The following is a 20,138-nucleotide window of genomic DNA, read 5'->3' as shown; positions in this document are numbered from 1 at the left end:
GGATACATCACTATGAAATTCAGCGAATCATGGCTTCGTGAGTGGGTAAACCCTGCGGTATCCACTGACGAACTAACGCACCAAATCACTATGGCGGGTCTAGAAGTAGACGACGTCCTACCGGTAGCGGGTTCTTTCACTGGCGTTAAAGTTGGTCAAGTGGTTGAGTGCGGTCAGCACCCAGACGCAGACAAGCTACGTGTTACTAAAGTCGATGTTGGTGCAGAAGAACTGTTGGACATCGTTTGTGGCGCGTCTAACTGTCGTCAAGGCATCAAGGTTGCAGTTGCAACGGTTGGTGCTGTGCTACCAGGTGATTTCAAAATCAAGAAAGCCAAACTACGTGGTCAACCATCACATGGCATGCTGTGCTCATTCTCTGAGCTAGGCATTGACGTAGAATCAGATGGCATTATGGAACTGGCGGAAGATGCGGTAATTGGTACTGATTTCCGTGAATTCCTAGCACTAGATGACGTGACAGTAGACGTTGACCTAACGGCAAACCGAGCGGACTGTTTCAGCATTCGTGGTATGGCTCGTGAAGTGGGCGTTCTTAACCGTGCTGATGTCACTGAGCCAGCAGTAAACCCTGTTGCTCCAGTTATCGACGATCAAGTTTCTATCGAAGTGAAAGCGCCAGCGGCGTGTCCTCGTTACCTAGGTCGTGTGATTAAAAACGTAAACGTGCAAGCGGAAACGCCACTTTGGATGCAAGAAAAACTGCGTCGTTGTGGCATCCGTTCTATTGATCCAGTGGTCGATATCACTAACTTTGTTCTTCTAGAGCAAGGTCAACCGATGCACGCATTCGATCTTGCTAAGATCGACGGCGGTATCGTGGTTCGTTTGGCGGAACAGGGCGAGAAGCTAACGCTTCTAGACGGCACTGAAGCTGAACTTAACGCCGATACTCTTGTTGTCGCTGACCACAACAAAGCGCTAGCGATTGCTGGCATCTTTGGTGGTGAACAATCTGGTGTGACGTCTGAAACCAAAGACGTGCTGCTAGAGTGTGCGTTCTTCGCTCCAGATCACATCCGTGGTCGCGCGCGTAGCTACGGTCTGCACACGGATTCTTCAATGCGTTTTGAGCGCGGTGTGGATTATGCTCTACAAGCAAGCGCAATGGAGCGTGCAACAGAGTTACTTGTTGAGATCTGTGGTGGTGAAGTTGCTCCAGTGGTTGCAGTTGAGTCGCAAGCGGACCTGCCTAAGGCAAATACAGTAGCGTTGCGTCGTACCAAACTAGACAGTCTATTAGGCCACCACATCGCTGACAGTGATGTTGTTGAAATTCTAGAGCGCCTAGGCCTAACAGTGGCAACTACTGAATCTGGTTGGACGGCAACAGCTCCAACTTGGCGTTTTGACATTGCCATTGAGCAAGATTTGGTTGAAGAAGTGGGTCGTATCTACGGTTACGACAACATCCCTAACCAAAATCCAGTGGCGGCACTTAAGATGCACGATCACGTTGAAGCAAACATTCCGCTAAAACGCGTTCGTAATCTACTGGTTGATCGTGGTTACCAAGAAGCGATTACCTATAGCTTCGTTGAGCCAGAGCAGCAGAAACTTATCGTTCCGGGTATTGAACCATTAATCCTGCCTTTCCCTATTTCAGCGGATATGTCAGCGATGCGTCTAGGTCTCATTCAAGGCCTTCTGAACACTGTTGTTCATAACCAGAAACGCCAACAACCACGTGTTCGCTTGTTTGAATACGGTCTGCGTTTCATTCCATGTGAATCTGCTGAAAATGGTATGCGTCAGGAGCCAATGCTGGCTGGTGTTATTGCGGGTACTCGCAGCGAAGAGCACTGGGATATCGCGACCAACACTGTTGATTTCTTCGACCTGAAAGGCGATCTAGAAGCTGTACTTGAGCTAACTGCTAACCAAAGCATTTACTCTTTTGCTGCGCTATCAGCTGAAGATAAAGCTGCGAATCCAGCGCTTCACCCAGGTCAGTCTGCGGCGATCATTGTTGATGGCAAGCAAATTGGTGTTATCGGTACTGTTCACCCAGAGCTAGAGCGTAAGTTTGGTCTAAACGGCCGCACTATTGTGTTCGAAGTAGAATGGAATGCAATTAGCACTAAAGTGATCCCAGAAGCGGTTCAGCTTTCAAAGTTCCCATCAAACCGCCGCGACATCGCTGTTGTTGTTGACGAAGCGATCGCTTCTGGTGACATCGTTGCAGCCTGTCTAGAGCAGGGTGGTGAATTCCTGAAAGATGCTCGTCTGTTTGACGTTTACGTCGGTAAAGGCGTAGAAGAAGGCAAGAAGAGCCTAGCTATTGCGCTTACACTACAATCTGTAGAACGCACACTAGAAGATGCGGACATTGCAGGCGCAGTTGACACAATCGTTGCTCACGTATCAGAGAAATTTGGCGCAACACTGCGCGATTAATCTCCTTATAGTGAAGTAATAAAAAATGCCACTAGCGTAAGCCAGTGGCATTTTTTTATGTTGCTACAGTAGAAAGAGAGCGCAAATCGAACCAACGAAAATGCCCCACGGTTAAGTGGGGCGGAGCCAAAAACAAGCTTTGGCTACAGGGGGACCGCGTAAAGCCGTTTATGCAGTTGCAGTGTTTGCTGACTTGATCCGTTCGCGAGCACCAAGCACCAGAGTGAGACCGAATGCAACCACAAATGAGATAGCCATACCCGCAATGTAGTAGCCTAGTTTGTCAGGGACGATAGAGATAACACCAGGTAGACCCGCTGCACCTAACGCTTGAGCCTTGACATTGAAAAGAGTGATAAAGGCACTAGCACATGCAGCACCTAGAATAGCGGCAATAAATGGATAACGCAGTTTCAGGTTAACGCCGAACATCGCGGGTTCAGTAATGCCAAGTAAAGCCGTCACACCTGACGGCATCGCAATGCCTTTCAACTTAATGTCTTTGGTGGTGAAGCCTACGGCCAGTGCGGCTGCGCCTTGAGCAATGTTAGACATAGCAGCAATTGGGAAGATAAAGGTACCGCCAGTCACTGCAATATCGGCGAGAAGCTGTGTTTCGATGGCGATAAAGCTATGGTGCATCCCTGTGATGACAAATGGAGCGTAGATAAATCCAAATAGTGCACCACCGATGAAGCCTGCTGAATCATAAAGCCAGTTTAATCCATCACCAAGAAGGAAGCCGATATCACGTGTGATAGGGCCAACGAGTGTAAATGTAAGGAAGCCAGTGATGAAAATCGCAAGCATGGGGGTAAGCAGGTTGTCGAGAACCGAAGGAATAACTTTACGTAGCCCATTTTCCACTTTTGCTAGAATGAATGCGGAGACAAGTACAGGCAATACGGACCCTTGGTAACCGACTTTTTGGATCTCGAAACCAAAAATATTCCAAGTAGGGATTGTTCCCGCTACGCTGGCACCACCAAAGCCCCAGCCATTGAGCAGGTCAGGGTGTACCATTAACATACCCAGTGCGGCACCAAGGAACGGGTTGCCACCGAACTTTTTGCTGGCAGAGAAAGCTAACAGAACAGGAAGATAGACAAAAGGAGCGTTAGCGAAGGTATTGATCATACTTGCAAGATCGGCGAGACCAGGATTGGCTTCAATCAGAGATTGACCTTCGATGAAGAGTCCTTGCGCAGTGAGCAAGTTGAAAATACCCATTAACAGACCACCAGCAACAATGGCAGGAATGATGGGTACGAAGATATCGGATAAACCTTTGACCGCGCGCTGAACAATGTTCTGCTTTTGAGCTCCAGCACTGGCGACGTCATTCGTTGACATCTCGGTCATTCCTGTAAGCTTAGCCATTTCAGCGTAAACTTGATTGACGATACCAGAACCGAAAATGATCTGATATTGGCCAGCAACCTTAAACTGGCCTTTAACACCATCTAAGTTACTGATCTTTTCTTCATTAATGAGCGATTCGTCTTTGAGTGCTAAACGAAGGCGTGTCGCACAGTGGGCGAGCGCTTGAAGGTTGTCTTTACCGCCAAGCAGTTCCAGCAGCTCTTTTGTAATTATTGGATAGTTCATTCCAAACCCCGAATATTATCTGTAGCTTATGTATTTAATCGTTCACAAGAGCGAGAATGACTCTTTTGGGAACGTTTGCAAAAGTGATTCTTTTCGATCAATCTCATTCAGTCAAAGTATAGTGTGGCTTTATGTGAACTAGATCTGCTAAATTATTTTGCTAAACCGTTTGGGCAAAGTGGATTTTGTGCCAAAATCTGCTAGTTTTTGCAAACAATCCCAATAACTTATTAAGGCTTTCTTTCATGGCAAGTTTACATGACGTCGCAAAATTGGCTGGAGTCTCAAAATCTACCGTATCTCGGGTCATTAATAACGAGTATGGAGTAAAAAAAGCCACCAAAGTTAAGGTGATGAAAGCGGTGGAAGAGGTAGGTTATGTCGTCAACCAAGTCGCTAAAGATCTAAAATCGCAAAAAACGAACCTAGTGGGTGTGATTGTTCCTCGGGTATCTTCAAACGCCACCGCTCAGGGCGTCGATGGCTTAAGTCGTATATTTGAGCAAGCTGGAAAGCAGGTTTTACTTGCCAGTACCCAACAGTCTGGTGATAAAGAAATTGAATACATTCAATTGTTTAATCAAAAAAGGGTAGAAGGCATTGTCCTCTATGCTACTCATATTGATCAGCAGTTGGTTATGGCGATTAATCAGTCAAAATCACCCGTAGTACTGGTTGGTCAGGATGGTTCTCTGTTCAATATTCCCAGTGTCGTTCACGATGATCTACGTGTAGGGTTTGAAGCGGGTAATCGCCTACTGGCTGCGGGTTGTAAGAATATCGGCTTTATTGGTGTGCCTGATACTGACCTTGCAGTCGACAAACTTCGTTCTGAAGGCTTAAAACAAGCTTTGGCAATGAGTCAGGCGAATGAGCTACTGTTTCACTGCCATGGCGAATTTAGCATTGAGTCTGGTTACGCCAATATGAAGCAGCTTATCCACGAGTATCCAACAATGGATGGCGTATTCTGTGCGACTGACCGAATCGCCGTAGGGGCTATCAAGGCGCTTAAAGAGGCAGATATTGACGTCGGCAAGGAAGTGAAAGTACTCGGGGTGGGGAATGATGAGTTGGGCTATATCAACTCTCCAAGTCTTTCAACGTTTAACTATGCTTTTGATAAAGCTGGAGAAAGTGGAGCAAAGATGCTACTTGAGTTAATTGATGGTGCACCACAAGTGATGAGTAAGGTTGTGCTAACTTTCCAAAATATCTCTCGTGATACCTGTAAGTAACTTAACGAGGCCATATACTTAAACCTAGCTTGAGCTAGGTTTTTTTGTGCCTGTGATCACAGAGAATCCGCATTGAGACCGTAATGTATCTTGTAGTTTGGTTGTTGATAATGTAGTTTTGCAAACGTTCCCAATTTTTTAGGTAAGTTTTGATGTCCATTGCGCACTATTTCTCCCTATGCGGAGGCAAAAACAACATAACTCGGGTACTGGCTCCTGAGGACAAGCTGATTTTCTCTGTCGCTGAAATAGATTTGATCACTCTAGGTGAATACCCCTACGAGGTGACGAATGTATTGGGTGAGTATCAACTGGTATTCGATAGACCAGAGTCAATAAGTCGTAACGAGCTGCTCGAAATTGGCCAGGTAATTGCTGATCGTCAGCAGAGCCGCTTAACTAAGCGTACGATACCTACTGAGTGTCCTTACCGGCCTGAGTGGCACATTTCACCGCCAAGCGGGCTTCTCAATGACCCCAATGGTTTCCTCTATCATAACGGTGAGTATCATTTGTTTTATCAGTGGTACCCGCATGCTTGCCAGCACAAGGATAAGCATTGGGTTCATCTAACCAGCACGGATTTGATCAATTGGAGTTGGCAGTCCGTTGTTCTTACTCCTTCGGATTGGTTTGATTCTCATGGCGTATTTTCTGGCCATGCTGTTAGCCACAATGAACAACTGATGCTGTTTTATACCGGCAATACTCGCATTGGTCAGCAACGTGACCGGCATACGACGCAGTGCGTTGCGGTTTCAAGCGACGGACGTAACTTCGTAAAACGTGGTCCGGTTATTTCTGAACTACCTGATGGTGTCACGCCACATATCCGCGATCCTAAAATCATCCGTTACAACCAAGAGTGGCTAATGTTACTCGGTGCGCAGACAACGGAGTTAAAAGGCCGCATCGCGCTGTATCGCTCGAATGATCTGGAAAATTGGCAATTTGATGGTCTGTATGGTGCAGAGTTGGGTGACTTCGGTTATATGTGGGAATGCCCAGATATGTTCATACTCGATGAACAACACTATCTCATTATCGGGCCACAAGGCATTCAATCATTGTCGCCGCATAATACGGTTCCTCACCACAATGGGATTGTGAAAGCGAACTGGAACAATCAACAAGGTATCGATTTTGGGGAATTTGCCTATCTGGATTATGGTTTCGACTTTTACGCTCCCCAAACCATGCTAACGCCTGACGGCCGTCGGATTTTGTGTGCTTGGATGGGATTACCAGATGAGGTGGATCAGCCTAGTGTAGAGAATGGTTGGATACACCAGCTCACTGCAATGAGAGAGTTAAGCGTCAAAGAGGGCAAGTTAATCCAGTGGCCGATAGGCGAACTTGATCGTTTAGTGGCGTCCAAGTGCAGAATTGAGCTCACAAACGAACCTTATGATCTCAAGACCAAATCGTATGATCTGAGTATCGAGTTGGAATGGGGGGCGACTTTGAATCTATTTGAGGGCAGTGAGCATAAGCTGATTGTGCATGCTGATATGGAAAAGTCGCGTTTGATTCTAGATCGTTCGAACACACTTAACCGAGCTCAGGATACTATCCGAGAACTCCCAGTGCAGTCTGAGCGCATAAATCTGAGGATCTTGGCAGATAACTCTTCGGTTGAGATATTTGTTAACCACGGTGACGCGGTGATGACATCTCGTGTCTTTACTGCCTCTGATGCCACGAGCATTTCTCTCCATGGCGCATGTTCACCAGTGACCATTAAGAAGCTCAATCCGAGCGCGGCACCATTTAAGGTTGTGTGTTAATCGATAGCAATAAAACCCCAAATTTATCATTTGGGGTTTTATAAGGCTTGCTAGATATAGTCGAGCAGTTGTTGCTGTGTGGGTAGAGCCGTCATAGCGCCTTTTTGAGTTGTCGCTAACGCACCGCAACCATTTGCCCAAACAACCGCTGAATCAATGGTTTCTTGCGTCGCCCAATCACTGCTTTGAGAAAGTTTTGCCAGTAAGCCACCAACGAAAGCGTCGCCAGCGCCGGTGGTATCAATCGGTGTAACTGCCTGACCAGCCAGTAAACGCTGGTGACCGTTAAATACGACTAAAGCGCCTTTCGCGCCTTGGGTAACCAACACTAGAGTATTGTTGTAGCTTTCAATTGCTTTCAATCCAGCCTCTAGTGAATCGGTATCGGTCAGGTAGAGCAACTCATCATCAGAGAATTTGACCACATCGGCTAGGGCAATGGCTTGATTGACGATCGGTTTCATCTCATCTGGGTTCGCCCACACTTCTTCGCGCAGATTAGGATCAAAGCTGACAAAACCACCGACCGATTTAATCTGACGCATGGCAGACAAAGTCGTGCTTCGGCTTGGCTCATTGGCTAAAGCGATAGAGCAGACGTGCAGCCATTCTCCTGATTTAAATGTAGGAACATCATTTGGCTGCAAGAACTGATCAGCACTGGGTTTAACCATAAAGGTAAAGCTGCGTTCACCCGAATCGTCGAGATCAACAATGACTGTTGAGGTACGTTGATCGCTATCTAGTATCAGAAACTCAGTGTCGACATTTTCGCGTGCCAGGGTCTGTTGCATAAAGCGCCCGAGAGGATCTTGACCGACTCGACCGAAAAAGGCAGGTAGACCATTCAGTCGTGCGATGGCGACAGCGACATTGGCCGGAGCGCCACCGGGGCATTTTAAATAGGTCGTATCTGTATCTGGAATAAGGTCTACAACCGCATCGCCAGTCAACCAAACTCTGTTCATTAGTATTACCTCAGATTGTCAAATGATGTAGAGCTAATTATATAGCTAAAACGGTTTAGCTATGTAGGTAAAATGACTATACTTACGACATTGTGAGAGAATTTGTGATCGTAAACGATCTTTTTTCCGATCAGCAGAAGTGTCAGTATGGGTGAGCAGGAATTGGTAGTATGCTTGGCGCTTGGATAGGTAGTCAGATGGTATTCATTGAAAGGATGGGCTGAACAATCATGACCAACAAAAAACTCAAATTGGCCGACATCGCAAAGTTGGCGGGAGTGTCGAAATCGACGGTCAGTTTCGTCCTTAATGGGCATGCAAAAAAGCACCGTATCAATCAGGCTACGGTTGAAAAGGTAGAGCAAATTGCTCAGGCGAATAACTATACGCCGAGCATCTATGCCAGAGCGCTCAAATCACAAAAGACCTTTACTGCCGGCTTGGTGATTCCTGATTTAGCGAATATGGGTTTTGCGCGAATTGCGAAGAGTCTTGAACAACTTTGTCGTGCCAGCGGTTATCAGTTACTGATTGCCTCATCTGAAGATGACCCTCAGTTGGAGAAAGCAGCGGTAGAGAGTTTGGTTGACCGCCAAGTTGATTTGCTGTTGATTGCAACTTCTATGGTGGATGACACCGTGTTACAGCAAGTCCGTCAAACAACACCTGTTATCTTATTTGACCGTGTATTAAATCAAAGTCCCTTCACCAAGATTAAAACCGATGCGAAAGGTGCCACTGAGCAGCTTGTTGAACGCTTAGTTGAAGGCGTAAACGAATGCGTTTACATCGGTGGTCAGCTAGAACTCTCGCCAAGTAAAGAGCGTTTTGCAGGCTTTCAATCTGGATTGGCGAAAGCCGGAGTTCATTTTGTGGCTGAGCATGTGTTTAGCAAAGACTATCAGCCAAGATCGGGTTATGAGATGTTTGAGCAAGCGATGATTCAGTTGGGACGGCCTCCAAAGGCGGTATTTACCGCGTCTTATTCACTGCTCGAAGGGGTATTACGTTATCTGACTCAACATAAACTGCTTGATAGTGGTATTCGTATTGCGACTTTCGATAACGATGACATTCTTGATTGTCTGCCAATCAAAATTGATTCAATAGAGCAGGATTGCACTGCGATTGCATCTGCTTTGTTTGAGGCAGGCAAGTCTTTGCTTAGTGACCCACATTTGGGGGCACAAGATGTTATTTTACCAGCGAAAATTCATTTTCGGCGCGTGAGTGATTGATCGTTATGTTCACTGCCTCCAAGCGTGCTTGCCATGGGCGGTGCTTATCTCGATACCACTCGATAGGCATGGCATTTTGTAAGCGTGCCTTTTTAAGAGCTTGTTGCTCTGAACGAGTGATAACAACGTAATGCAGCAAGCTATCCAGTAGTCGTTGTAACGTCGATGGCGTGAGTTCACCATCGCGCCAATAACGTTTTATTTCGCCAACAATAACCGCGAGAGGGACAGCGGGCTCAACCACCGATTCGCTTAAAGACGAAAACTTATTTGAACGGGGAGAGTTCGCACGCAATTGTTCCCAGTCTGGCTTACCTTGTTTGCTGGTAAAGTCGTGCTGATAGCAGTAGTAGCTTAGCAAAAATCGCTCTATTTGCTGCCAACGCTCAGCGCGGACTTCCAAATAAATATGCTCAAATTCTAACTCTAGGTCGGTCATTACGTTGCTCTGTGGGAATGAGCGTTAAGTGTAGCGTTTAGCTCATTGCCATCGCAAGAGGTTCGGATGAGCGCTGTTTTCGAATCGCCATAAGCAGTTGAACAAGCAACAATACACCAGTGACGCCAAGGCCGATACCAATTCCTCCCCAAATGCCAGCGAGCTGATGCTCTGGCATCAGTAACCAAGCCGCAGGCAGTCCGAACAACCAGTAACCGATAGCCGTCATAATGGTTGGTGCAACGACAATTTTCATTCCACGCAGCAGATTGATTGCGAGCAACTGCCAAGCATCCACAATAAATGACAATGCAACCACCCAAAGTACCATGGTCAGCAATTGAGTCAGCTCAGCATCTAGGTTAAACATGGCGGCAATCGCTTCAGGCCAAAGCATAAAGCCTCCCGCAAGTACGATACTCAAAATCGTGGTTAGGCCAAAGCTACGCAGCACGGTGCGCTTGATACCATCATAATTCTCTGCTCCGAAGTCTTGACCAACCAAAATCGCCGCTGCCTGAGAAAAACCAAAGTTGATATTCCAAGTAAAACTAAGACATTGCAGCAGTATTTGATGCAGCGCTAAAGCGGCAATGCTTATGGTACCTGCCATTAATGTCCCGCCATAAATTAACCCGTGCTCCAGTAGAGCCGCTAACGCAATAGGTAAGCCCATTGCGAGAAGAGGGGTTAGCAGCGATAAGGAGTACTCATGGCGATTGAGCCAAGGGGCAAAAGAGGCGAACTCTGGGCGTTTGAATACCCAACGACCATAGACGATCATGACAATAACTGCCGCTAGAGCTGTACCCGCTCCAAGGCCAGCCAGTCCCAGATCAAAAGTGAAGGCGAGTAAGTAGCTGATAGGCACATTCAGTATGACCGTCAGTAGAGACATCACCATGATCGAACGGACATTGCCAAAAGCACTGGTGAGGCCGCGCAGTACCAGAAGCAATAGTGATGGAAGCATTGCCCATTTGAGGGTATCGACATATTGCATCGCTAGATCGGATAACTCTGCTGGTTGGTTAGCGAGCGATAATAGCTGAGGTACAAAAGCAAAACTCACCGTGAGAACAACACTTAGAACCAGCGAAAGCAGTACAGCACCTTTCACCGCAAGGCGAATTTGCTGATTACCAAATTCAGGACGTGCAACGCGCTGCCCATAAGCAATGGCCACTAGGTTAGCGACACAACCTACAGTGCTACCGGCAACAATGAAGACAAAAGAGTAGATAGACGCGCCTAATCCTCCTGCGGCAATCGCGGATACACTTAATCGCGACATCATCCAAACATCGGTTAGAACCAATGCCATTGATATCATCTGCGAAATAATCAGTGGTATCGCTAGGGAGAGTATTTTTTTCATGGTGCGCCTCGTGATCGGTATCACATAAAGGTAATGATTATCCAACTGGCATTCAAATGACATTTATGTCACTCTGGCATGAGTTCAGATCATGGGAAAAGTGATGACACCTTATTCAAATCTTCCTTACTCACACAATGCACTAAAGGTGTTCGAAGTGGTGGCTCGTTTGATGAGTTTTACCAGAGCAGCGGATGAGCTCAACGTAACTCAAAGTGCTGTCAGCCGGCAGATAAAACAGCTTGAAGAGGAGCTGACGGTTTCGCTGTTGATTCGTAAACATCGCTCGATCGAATTAACTGAACAGGGCCGAGATCTTTATCAGATACTGAGTAATAACTTCCATCAGTTAGACTCCCTGATTGCACAGTGGAAAGCACCGACAAAAAAACGCATCGTCATAAAGAGTGCCCTTAGCTATGCCACGCGTGTTTTGATGCCCAATGTTGCTCTGCTCAACGAAAAATATCCTGAACATGAGATAGTTATCATCCCCTCAATTGAAGAAGATCCGATACTTGAACATGAAGATTGCGATCTATTAATCATCAATAGCCGCAAGCGTGAACGCTATATTGGCAAGCCAGGTGTGAGCTTCTTGCGAGCGGAATATATGGCACCTGTATACGCTGAATTATTATCAGATAAGAGCATTCAGATTGAAGATGTGCTTAAACTCCCTCATCTACATGCCACGCTTGATCACCAAGACTGGAAACTGTGGCTTGCTAATGCGGATCTGAAAGGCAAAAAGCAGGGACGCGATACCGTCTTTTTTAGTTTAGATTTGGCGTTAAGTGCATGTCTATCTGGACAGGGCGTGACTGTGACGGATCTGCTATTGGTATTACCTGAACTCAAACGAAAGTTTCTCAAATGCCCAGAGGCGATTGCTTTACAGCATAGTGACTGGCAATACTATTGTTATCAAAAAAATTATACCCCAATTGCCAATGAAATTTTGGACTGGTTGGTGTCACAAACCGCATCTGAAGTGGCAGAGCTTAAACAATTGTGTACCAAGTTTCGCTGGAGTACTGGCAAAGTTGACCTTTAAATAATACCGAGAATTATGCAAAAATTGCATATTTTTCAAATAATTACTCTCATTTTAATTTGTTATTAATGTGACGAGTGAAAGAAAATTCCCACCTAATGCTAAGTACACTCAGTTCCTATTACGACAATAAAAATACCTGCAAATACAACTGACGTGAACTTAGGTTCTATCTCGTTTCATATGCGGAGAATTAAGATGAAAACATGGTCTGTGTCTTTTCTAGCAACGGCTGTCGCTGTCGCATTAAGTGGTAATGCAATTGCCTGTACTGGTCTTATCGTCGGCAAAGGAGCTTCTAGCGATGGCAGTATAATGATTGCGCGTAACGAAGACTTCGGTGTCAACAACTGGAATAAATACCTAGAGTATCGACCAGCGCAAGATAACCAAGAAGGCGATTGGAAACTCGGCAATGGCTTGGTTGTGCCGATGCCGAAGCACTTTTATGCCTACTCTGCGATCCCTGACTGGGATGCGAAAACCGTCGATAGTGATGGCAAGTTCTATGAAGAGCGTGGTATCAATGAGCACAATGTCGCTATCTCCGCGACGACAAGCGCTGAGGTAAACGATACGGTCGCCAAAGTGGATCCTCTGGTTGAGAAGGGGGTTATTGAAGCGATTATTCCTACATTAATTCTTCCTCAAGCGGAGAATGCCAAGCAAGCAGTCGAGCTGCTTGGTCAGTATATTGAAACCTATGGCGCAGGTGAGGGCAACAGCCTCTACATCGCTGACATCAACGAAGCTTGGTTGTTTGAAATCGGTTCAGGTCACCACTGGATAGCGGTAAAAGTACCGGATGATAGCTATGCGATGATCGCTAATGGTCTGCGCATACACGGTGTGAACTTAGACAATAAAGATGTTTTACATTCAAAAGGTATCTTCGAGTTTGTTGAGCAGCATAAGCTTCTAGATAAGGCTGACAAAAAGTCGTTCAATTTCGCCAAAGCCTTTGGTGTGATAGGGGATGAGTACAATATTGACCGCGAATGGTTAGGACAAAAGATGCTCACTCCGTCTAAGTACCAACAAAGTCGACTTGCACAGTACCCGCTGTTTATGAAGCCTGACGAGAAAATCTCGGTGAAAGATGTCGCGGAAGTGTTGAGCGCGACTTTCGATGGGACGGCGCTAGAGGGCAAGGCGGAACGACCAATTCGGGTCGAACGTCAGCTAGAGTCGCATATTATTCAATTGCGACCAAATATGCCGGATGAACTGCAAGGGGTAATTTGGCAGAGCTTTGGTGTGTTACCTGAATCAGTTTTAGTGCCGCTATATTCCACATTGCACCAGTACCCTAAAGCGTTCAAAGTGGGTGATGATACATATAGTGATGATTCTGCCTATTGGCAGTTCCGAAGCTTAACGGCATTAGCGTCTGCCAATCCAGATAAGTATCTACCGATCTTAAAAGCGACATGGGACGAAGAGGAAAATCAGCTCTATAAACAAGTGAATCATTTAGATCAAACGCTGACTAGCATGTACAAAACCGACAAACAAGCGGCGCTGAACATGGCCTCAGATTACTCTTATGGGCAGCTTAAGCGTACGTTAAGTATGGCGACTGAACTTAGATATAAGATGATGACAGACTTAACCAAGAGCACTGAGAAGAAGTATTCTGAAGAAGAGTTCAAAAAAATTATGAGCTTATAAGACGTGAAAAAACAAAAACGGAGCGTAATGCTCCGTTTTTATTAACGCCTCGCGATCAGCTTGCTTTATCGAATGTAGACTCAAGCCCAAAACTCTGCTTTAACTCGGCAAGAAAGACAGGATCTTCACACATCGCTTTTTCAGGTTCATCACTGATTTTTGCCACTGGAGCACCATTGCATTGAGCCATCTTCACTACCATAGAGAGAGGTTGATAGCGACCTTCTTGATCCTCCCAGTCTCCCATATCGTTAGCCAGAAACGTTCCTATGCCAAAACTGACATTTGCTCGTCCAGCAAAGTACTGGCATATCTCAAGCGCACGCTCAAAATCGAGACCATCGGTGAAAATGAGCAGCTTAGATTTCGGGTCGATCCCCAGTGACTGGTAGTGAGCAATCATTTTGTCACCCCAATCAAAAGGGTTACCAGAGTCATGACGCACACCAGCGTAGGCATTGGCGCGTGGCAAAGTAAAATCTTGCAGGAATGCGTTGATGCCAATGGTGTCGGTCAGGGCAATCCCTAAACTACCATTAAAGGCTTGTTGCCATAGATCGAGGGCAACTCTTTGTGACTCCCCAGGTTTTGCAAGCTGCTGATGAGCCATAAACCACTCATGGGCAACCGTACCGATAGGGGTTAGCGAAAATTGTTTTGCCAAATGGTAGTTACTGGTGCCTGACATCAAATCAGGGACATGCTGGCGCAGGTAATCAACCACATCGTGCTGTATCTGAGCACTGAAACGTCGTCGGCTACCCATTTCAGAAAAGGTAAAATTATCGATCTTGCGCTGGTCTAGCTCGATTTTAAGCTTCGCGACTTTTTCCGCCAGAACATTACGGAACTGTTGATAAGGGATATGGCTCCAGCGACTTCGGTTGCGGAGTTCTGAGATAATACTCATCACTAGCGTTTCATAGAGGATGGTCTCATGCCAGAGACCAGTAACAGATACTTTTAGCTGGGGCTTTCCGCTTTCTGTTGAGGTGGTCACAGACACCTGCTGAGCAGGTTTAAAGCGAAAGTCGCTCAAATACTCAATAAAGCAGGATTCTAAATAGGGAGCCTGACTCGCTAAGTAGCTGAGTTCTTGTTGAGATAAATAACAGTGCGCGAGTTTCGCTATCTCACTTTCTACTTGCGGCGCAAGATAGGAAAGGTCTTCATCTGAACGAACAATGAGCTCATAGCGTACCGTCGTGGTTGGATAGTACTTATGAGCAGCGTGCATCATATTGATCTTATAAACGTCGAGATCGAGAGCACTTTGAATGATACGGTCATTGAAAAGCTTGGTGGTCATTCAACCATCCTATCGGTTAATCAGGCTAATTGTTCCACCAAACTTTAAAGTAGCCCATTAGGTTTGTCAAATTGTGTTATTAACTACTTTAGTCTAACAGCTATTTCCCTAAATGAATTATTGCTCATAGCCAAAAGCCTTTGCAGGGCATGGAAACTAAATTGATGTAGTTAATCACAAAACGTTACTTTCTTGTTGACCTGCTGCATTCCAGTGGTAAGGTGTTTGCTGAATTAAGGATGTAGGAAATTCACCATGATTGTCACTATCGACATGATCTGCCTCAGATTAGGAGAGAGCGGGTTAGAAGTATTGCTGATTAAGCGCAACAACCCTGACCGACCTCAACATGGTATGTGGTCGATTCCGGGTGGTTTTGTGTTTGAGCAAGATCTGACCAATCAAGGTGGACAGCCAGCGGATGAAGATTTTGACGCAGCACGTCGCCGTATTTGTCGGCAGAAGATTCATACCTATCCTAACTACATTAGCCAACCAATGGTTGAAGGTAATCCGAAGCGTGATCCTGAAGGGTGGAGTGTGACCATTGCCCATTACGCGTTACTTAATAACGCGAATGTTGAACAGATCGAGAACAGCGGGTTGTGTCGCGAACAGCTAAGATGGTTTGGGCTCAATGAAGTGCTCGATAACCAAGTGGCGTTAGCGTTTGACCATGCTCAACTGATTACCTTGGCTTGGCACAAATTGCGTGCCGCGATCGAATACACCTCTGTTGCCTTATTTGCTCTTGATAAGGAGTTTTTGGTGTCAGACATTATCGCGGCATACGAAAAGTTCGGTGTTGAGGTGAATCGGATGACGGTGAAACGACGTCTTATTGATACTGGTGTGATCGTTAGTGCCAACAAAATGGCTTCAACAAACAGAGGCAAAGGCGGAAAGCCAGCTCAGGTATATAGCCTCAGCGAGAAGAGTGTGACTTATTTTCAAACTTGTTTACGTTGATATCAAGAAGGAGCTAGAGATGCGCATCCAACGTGTAGAAATCGAGAAGAACAAAACCGCTTGTATCGACGTCGACCCGCAGCAAGGGTTTAGTGAACTGTGTCCAAACGAACTGCCAGTCGCGGGTGCGTTACAGATAGTTGATGAGCTTATGCTCAATCATGGTAAAGCAAGTTTAAAACTAGTATCACGTGATATGCATCCACCGGGTGCCGCTTGGGAAGCGGAAAGTCCGGATAGGATGCTTGAGCCAGTCGGCCTACCGGAAGTGGATATCAAGTGGAACCCTCACTGTGTCGTTGGCACTCAAGGGGTAGAACTCTTGCCGGGTTTACCATCAGTACGTGAGTATGATTTTCAGATTAATAAAGGCATTGATCCTGATGCTCACCCGTACGGTGCGTTTTACCACGATCAGGCAGACACACTGTCGACTGGTGGCATCGAATTTCTTCGCAGCAATCAGATTGATACCGTCATCGTTGGAGGCTTAGCTCTCGACTTTTGCGTTAAGAAATCGGTCGAGCAGTTAGTTGGAGCTGGGTTTAAAGTCATCGTTAACCTTGCCTCAACTCGAGCGGTGTTTCCTGACAACGCCGAGAATGTCGTCCGTGAGTTAGAGCAAAAAGGGGTGGTGATGGTTGAAAACGCCGCCGCGATTAGCGCATAACAATCCCAACAGAAAAGGCAAAGGAGCGTTATATCGCTCCTTTTTTAATATCAGTTTCACTGTATCAAAGTTAATAAGTGTCACTTTTTAATCAACTTTTGTGACTAACAAAACAACGATGACCGATCATCTGCGTTAGTCTGGAACAATCGTCGCAGCAGCGCTTATCCCGATAGCGAAGGATCAAGGTGGAACATGATTAAAAAATGGCTCTCTTTATCTCTGTTGATTTCTTCGGCGTGCTGGGCTCAGTTAGACGCGACTGAAATAGTTGCGCGCTCTGATGCGCAAATGCGTGGTGACTCTAGCTATTCTACCGCAACCATGAACATCATCCGCCCTGATTGGACGCGCAGCATGAGTATGAAAAGCTGGACCAAAGGGAAAGATCTGTCGCTGGTGTTGATTACCGCGCCTGCAAAAGATAAAGGCAGCGCATCTCTAAAGCGACAACGAGAGATGTGGAATTGGATCCCCAACATTGAACGAGTCATTAAGATTGCGCCTTCGATGCTTGGACAGTCTTGGATGGGCTCTGACTTCACCAATGATGACTTGATCAATCAGTCCTCGATTGTTGTCGACTACAACCATAGCTTGATTGGTGAAGCGCTAATAGATGGCGAAATGACCTACGTGATAGATGCCGTAGCAAAGCCAGATGCGCCAGTGGTATGGAGTAAAGTGACGCTCTGGATTTCTCAACAGCATTACTTACAGCGCAAAGCCGAGTTTTATGATGAGTTTGATGAGCTGGTGAATACCTTAACGACGTACGATGTTCGCTCAATAGGTGGACGTATGTTGGCGACACGGATGCAGATGGAGCCAAGGGATAAACCGGGGCATAAAACTGAGCTCATTACTCATGATGCACAGTTTAACTTTGATATCGAGGATGATTTCTTCTCACAGGCTCAGATGAAATCTCTTAGAGATTGAGGGGATGCTATGTTGTTCAAATTGGCATGGCGAAACTTATGGCGACAAAAGCGCCGAACCTTGCTGACGGCCTCAGCCCTTTCACTGGCGTTAATTCTCTCTTTGGCGATGCGTTCGCTGCAAGAGGGGACGTACGCGAGTAATATCGACAATAGTGCTCGATTTTATACTGGACTGATTCAGCTCCAACATATCGATTTCTCTAATAGTCACAGCATTGATGACTTATTGCCAGCCAGTCGCGACTTTATCGCCCCAGTGGTCAATGAGCCTAAGATTACATATGTGATTCCAAGGCTTGAATCTTTTGCCCTTGCTGCGGCAGGAGATAAATCAAAAGGAGTCATGGTTCTGGGTATCGACCCCGTCAAAGAAGACCAATACTCAGGGCTATCAGAGAAAATTACCCAAGGCGATTATCTAACCTCTGGCGAGGCTCAAGTCCTTGTTGGAGCAAGCCTTGCACGTACGATGAAGCTGACTCTTGGTGATGAGCTTGTGCTGTACGGTCAAGGGTTTCGAGGTCAGACCGCTGCTGGACTCTACACGGTTAAAGGAATTATCAGCTTTCCGCTCCCTCAGTTAGAGAGCCAGCTGGTTTACTTACCTTTAGGCGAAGCTCAGCAGCTATTTAGTACCGGCGAACAGGTGACGAACTGGGTACTTCATACTGACAAATTGTCTGATGTCGAGGATGTGGTTGAACAACTAAAGGCCATTTATCCAGAGAGCGTCAGCGTCCAAGACTGGCAACAGCTCTCTCCAGAAACGGCACAGCAAATTCAGATGGACAAAGTCGGCGGTATCTTTCTGATGTACATTCTTTATGGTGTGGTTGGCTTCGGACTATTTGCGACCATCATGATGATGACATTAGAGCGACAGCGCGAGTTTGGCGTCATGTTGGCAACGGGAATGCAACGGGGGCGATTGTTGCTGTTAGTGTCGATTGAGTCGTTATTGATAGCGATGCTGGGAATCGTCATCGGCATGCTGGTGGTCACTCCGGTATTAACTTATCTGCTTTATCATCCCATCCAATTGACAGGGGAGACAGCCAAGTTAATGGTTGATGCGGGATTTGAACCGATCCTTCCGGTAATGATGGCCCCTAGCTTATATCTCAACCAGATCGCAATCGTGTTGCTAATGCTAGTGCTGTGCCTCATCTATCCCATGATTCGAATAGGCCGACTTAACCTCGTTGACGCGCTAAAAGGAGGGGCTCATGCTGGTTAAATTAGCATGGCGAAACCTGTGGCGTAATAAGCTTCGAACATCGATTATGCTGGGCGCGATAGTGTTTGGTTTAGTAGGAGTCGTAGCCATGATGGCTTTCATGACGGGTTTGATAAACAGCATGCTGACCAACGCCATTGCGTGGCAAACCAGTCATATCCAAATTCATGGTAAGGCATATATTGATGATCCCGACATTAAAGAACGGATTGTGGACTCAGAGACACTCATGGCACTGCTCGATAAGCAAGACACCATCGCCCATTACTCGGCCCGCTTTATCACTCACGGCATGATAGCTTCTGCAAGAAGTACTCGCGGTGTGCGTATCAACGGTATCGACTTATCGCAAGAACAAAGTGTTACTCCGTTAGCACAACACATGACACAAGGTGAATGGCTAGATTACCAAGGTCGTAATCCGGTGTTGGTTTCGGAAAAAACCGCGCAGCAACTCAAACTCAGTGTAGGTGCAAAAGTGGTGCTCACCTTCAGTGATCTTAATGGTGATGTTGCAGGTGCTGCTTTTCGTGTTCGTGGCGTATTCAAAACGCCTTCAACCGCCTTTGATGAAGGTAATGTTTACGTGAGAAAATCCGACCTGACATCGCTGGCGGGTGGGGAAGGCGTGCATGAGATTGCAATCGTAGTTAAGGATACAGCTCAGTTACCTACGACAGTAAAAAGCTTACCGGATATCGCAGGGGAAGCGAATCAAGTACGTAGTTGGGAGCAAGTTCAGCCACTGCTCGCTTCAATGACTAACTCGATGCAAACCAGTAACAACATCATGTTAGGTATATTTGTTATTGCGATGGCTTTTGGCATCGTCAACATCATGTTGATGTCGGTGTTTGAGCGCAGTCAGGAACTGGGAGTATTGCTCGCGGTTGGTATGCAAAAACACAAGGTTTTCCTGCTCATCACCTTAGAGTCAACCTTGCTGGGCGTTTGTGGCAGCACGATCGGGATATTGGTATGCCTTCTGTTGGTTAGTATTTTCGAACGTACGGGTATATCGCTGAGTTCGTTATCCGAAGGGCTGGGGACTTATGGCATTGATACCGTGCTTTATCCTCAGGTGGAAGCGTCACAGTATCTGACCATATTTATCACTGTTCTTTGTGCCAGCACATTAGCGGCATTTTATCCTGCCCGACAGATATTAAAGCTTCGTCCGGCACAAGCGATGGCGGAGAAACATTAG

At 46.3% G+C, this 20,138-nt stretch carries 16 protein-coding genes; 11 read left to right on the top strand and 5 right to left on the bottom strand.

What is annotated here, in order from left to right; all coding sequences use genetic code 11:
* Positions 1–12 precede the first annotated feature (12 nt).
* Complete coding sequence (gene pheT / locus ACQEXP_RS01415; protein WP_426967696.1) at positions 13–2,418, top strand: phenylalanine--tRNA ligase subunit beta; 2,406 nt, start codon at positions 13–15, stop codon at positions 2,416–2,418.
* 168 nt (positions 2,419–2,586) lie between these two features.
* Here pheT and ACQEXP_RS01410 read toward each other — a convergent pair whose 3' ends face one another.
* The gene (locus tag ACQEXP_RS01410; RefSeq protein ID WP_426967695.1) at positions 2,587–4,026 is read right to left on the bottom strand and encodes a sucrose-specific PTS transporter subunit IIBC; all 1,440 of its coding nucleotides are present in this window, start codon (positions 4,024–4,026) and stop codon (positions 2,587–2,589) included.
* Between the two features lie 245 nt (positions 4,027–4,271).
* On the opposite strand from ACQEXP_RS01410, the gene ACQEXP_RS01405 reads away from it, so the two are divergent.
* Positions 4,272–5,264 carry a LacI family DNA-binding transcriptional regulator gene (locus tag ACQEXP_RS01405; RefSeq protein WP_426967693.1) on the top strand — a complete coding sequence of 331 codons (993 nt, stop codon included), beginning with the start codon at positions 4,272–4,274 and terminating at the stop codon, positions 5,262–5,264.
* A 152-nt stretch (positions 5,265–5,416) separates the two neighbouring features.
* Positions 5,417–7,051: a glycoside hydrolase family 32 protein gene (locus ACQEXP_RS01400; RefSeq protein WP_426967691.1), complete on the top strand. Its 1,635-nt coding sequence runs from the start codon at positions 5,417–5,419 to the stop codon at positions 7,049–7,051.
* A 50-nt stretch (positions 7,052–7,101) separates the two neighbouring features.
* Here ACQEXP_RS01400 and ACQEXP_RS01395 read toward each other — a convergent pair whose 3' ends face one another.
* Positions 7,102–8,019, bottom strand: a complete 918-nt coding sequence (locus ACQEXP_RS01395; RefSeq protein ID WP_426967689.1) for an aminoimidazole riboside kinase — start codon at positions 8,017–8,019, stop codon at positions 7,102–7,104.
* A 230-nt stretch (positions 8,020–8,249) separates the two neighbouring features.
* On the opposite strand from ACQEXP_RS01395, the gene ACQEXP_RS01390 reads away from it, so the two are divergent.
* A complete protein-coding gene (locus ACQEXP_RS01390; protein ID WP_426967687.1) occupies positions 8,250–9,257 on the top strand; it encodes a substrate-binding domain-containing protein in 1,008 nt (335 codons plus the stop codon).
* Here ACQEXP_RS01390 and ACQEXP_RS01385 read toward each other — a convergent pair.
* The gene (locus ACQEXP_RS01385) at positions 9,214–9,696 is read right to left on the bottom strand and encodes a hypothetical protein (RefSeq protein ID WP_426967685.1); all 483 of its coding nucleotides are present in this window, start codon (positions 9,694–9,696) and stop codon (positions 9,214–9,216) included. The two genes, ACQEXP_RS01390 and ACQEXP_RS01385, sit on opposite strands and share 44 nt — an antisense overlap.
* 37 nt (positions 9,697–9,733) lie before the next feature.
* Complete coding sequence (locus tag ACQEXP_RS01380) at positions 9,734–11,074, bottom strand: MATE family efflux transporter (protein ID WP_426967683.1); 1,341 nt, start codon at positions 11,072–11,074, stop codon at positions 9,734–9,736.
* A gap of 103 nt (positions 11,075–11,177) precedes the next feature.
* Here ACQEXP_RS01380 and ACQEXP_RS01375 point away from each other — a divergent pair, with 103 nt between their 5' ends.
* Both ACQEXP_RS01375 and ACQEXP_RS01370 read left to right on the top strand, forming a co-directional pair.
* Entirely contained in the window at positions 11,178–12,131 is a 954-nt protein-coding gene (locus ACQEXP_RS01375; RefSeq protein WP_269376942.1) for a LysR family transcriptional regulator, read from the top strand.
* Positions 12,132–12,329: 198 nt separating this feature from the next.
* Positions 12,330–13,802: a C69 family dipeptidase gene (locus ACQEXP_RS01370; RefSeq protein WP_269376919.1), complete on the top strand. Its 1,473-nt coding sequence runs from the start codon at positions 12,330–12,332 to the stop codon at positions 13,800–13,802.
* 55 nt (positions 13,803–13,857) lie between these two features.
* Here ACQEXP_RS01370 and pncB read toward each other — a convergent pair whose 3' ends face one another.
* The gene (gene pncB / locus ACQEXP_RS01365) at positions 13,858–15,111 is read right to left on the bottom strand and encodes a nicotinate phosphoribosyltransferase (RefSeq protein WP_426967681.1); all 1,254 of its coding nucleotides are present in this window, start codon (positions 15,109–15,111) and stop codon (positions 13,858–13,860) included.
* A 255-nt stretch (positions 15,112–15,366) separates the two neighbouring features.
* Between pncB and ACQEXP_RS01360 the strand changes: the two genes are divergently transcribed.
* The 5 genes from ACQEXP_RS01360 to ACQEXP_RS01340 all read left to right on the top strand — a co-directional run bounded on the left by ACQEXP_RS01360 (position 15,367) and on the right by ACQEXP_RS01340 (position 20,138).
* Complete coding sequence (locus ACQEXP_RS01360; protein ID WP_269376916.1) at positions 15,367–16,080, top strand: NUDIX domain-containing protein; 714 nt, start codon at positions 15,367–15,369, stop codon at positions 16,078–16,080.
* A 19-nt stretch (positions 16,081–16,099) separates the two neighbouring features.
* Positions 16,100–16,750, top strand: coding sequence for an isochorismatase family protein (locus ACQEXP_RS01355; protein ID WP_269376914.1), 651 nt, complete (start codon positions 16,100–16,102; stop codon positions 16,748–16,750).
* Positions 16,751–16,945: 195 nt separating this feature from the next.
* Complete coding sequence (locus ACQEXP_RS01350; protein ID WP_426967679.1) at positions 16,946–17,692, top strand: outer membrane lipoprotein-sorting protein; 747 nt, start codon at positions 16,946–16,948, stop codon at positions 17,690–17,692.
* A gap of 9 nt (positions 17,693–17,701) precedes the next feature.
* A complete protein-coding gene (locus ACQEXP_RS01345; RefSeq protein ID WP_426967677.1) occupies positions 17,702–18,931 on the top strand; it encodes an ABC transporter permease in 1,230 nt (409 codons plus the stop codon).
* Complete coding sequence (locus tag ACQEXP_RS01340) at positions 18,921–20,138, top strand: ABC transporter permease (RefSeq protein ID WP_426967675.1); 1,218 nt, start codon at positions 18,921–18,923, stop codon at positions 20,136–20,138. The genes ACQEXP_RS01345 and ACQEXP_RS01340 overlap by 11 nt, the downstream gene beginning before the upstream one ends.

The organism is Vibrio sp. TRT 1302 (genome assembly GCF_050113875.1).
In the GTDB taxonomy this organism is placed as follows: domain Bacteria; phylum Pseudomonadota; class Gammaproteobacteria; order Enterobacterales; family Vibrionaceae; genus Vibrio.
The sequence above is the reverse complement of the archived record's forward strand: the minus strand, read 5'-3'. Positions and strand labels throughout refer to the sequence as shown.

What these genes read in the sequence shown, in the direction of transcription:
- ACQEXP_RS01345 (WP_426967677.1), top strand. Translation starts at nt 17,702, where the DNA reads ATGTTGTTCAAATTGGCATGGCGAAACTTATGGCGACAAAAGCGCCGA.
- ACQEXP_RS01380 (WP_426967683.1), bottom strand. Translation starts at nt 11,074, where the DNA reads ATGAAAAAAATACTCTCCCTAGCGATACCACTGATTATTTCGCAGATG.
- ACQEXP_RS01405 (WP_426967693.1), top strand. Translation starts at nt 4,272, where the DNA reads ATGGCAAGTTTACATGACGTCGCAAAATTGGCTGGAGTCTCAAAATCT.
- ACQEXP_RS01395 (WP_426967689.1), bottom strand. Translation starts at nt 8,019, where the DNA reads ATGAACAGAGTTTGGTTGACTGGCGATGCGGTTGTAGACCTTATTCCA.
- pheT (WP_426967696.1), top strand. Translation starts at nt 13, where the DNA reads ATGAAATTCAGCGAATCATGGCTTCGTGAGTGGGTAAACCCTGCGGTA.
- ACQEXP_RS01410 (WP_426967695.1), bottom strand. Translation starts at nt 4,026, where the DNA reads ATGAACTATCCAATAATTACAAAAGAGCTGCTGGAACTGCTTGGCGGT.
- ACQEXP_RS01350 (WP_426967679.1), top strand. Translation starts at nt 16,946, where the DNA reads ATGATTAAAAAATGGCTCTCTTTATCTCTGTTGATTTCTTCGGCGTGC.
- ACQEXP_RS01370 (WP_269376919.1), top strand. Translation starts at nt 12,330, where the DNA reads ATGAAAACATGGTCTGTGTCTTTTCTAGCAACGGCTGTCGCTGTCGCA.
- ACQEXP_RS01375 (WP_269376942.1), top strand. Translation starts at nt 11,178, where the DNA reads ATGACACCTTATTCAAATCTTCCTTACTCACACAATGCACTAAAGGTG.
- ACQEXP_RS01355 (WP_269376914.1), top strand. Translation starts at nt 16,100, where the DNA reads ATGCGCATCCAACGTGTAGAAATCGAGAAGAACAAAACCGCTTGTATC.
- ACQEXP_RS01390 (WP_426967687.1), top strand. Translation starts at nt 8,250, where the DNA reads ATGACCAACAAAAAACTCAAATTGGCCGACATCGCAAAGTTGGCGGGA.
- ACQEXP_RS01400 (WP_426967691.1), top strand. Translation starts at nt 5,417, where the DNA reads ATGTCCATTGCGCACTATTTCTCCCTATGCGGAGGCAAAAACAACATA.
- ACQEXP_RS01360 (WP_269376916.1), top strand. Translation starts at nt 15,367, where the DNA reads ATGATTGTCACTATCGACATGATCTGCCTCAGATTAGGAGAGAGCGGG.
- pncB (WP_426967681.1), bottom strand. Translation starts at nt 15,111, where the DNA reads ATGACCACCAAGCTTTTCAATGACCGTATCATTCAAAGTGCTCTCGAT.
- ACQEXP_RS01385 (WP_426967685.1), bottom strand. Translation starts at nt 9,696, where the DNA reads ATGACCGACCTAGAGTTAGAATTTGAGCATATTTATTTGGAAGTCCGC.
- ACQEXP_RS01340 (WP_426967675.1), top strand. Translation starts at nt 18,921, where the DNA reads ATGCTGGTTAAATTAGCATGGCGAAACCTGTGGCGTAATAAGCTTCGA.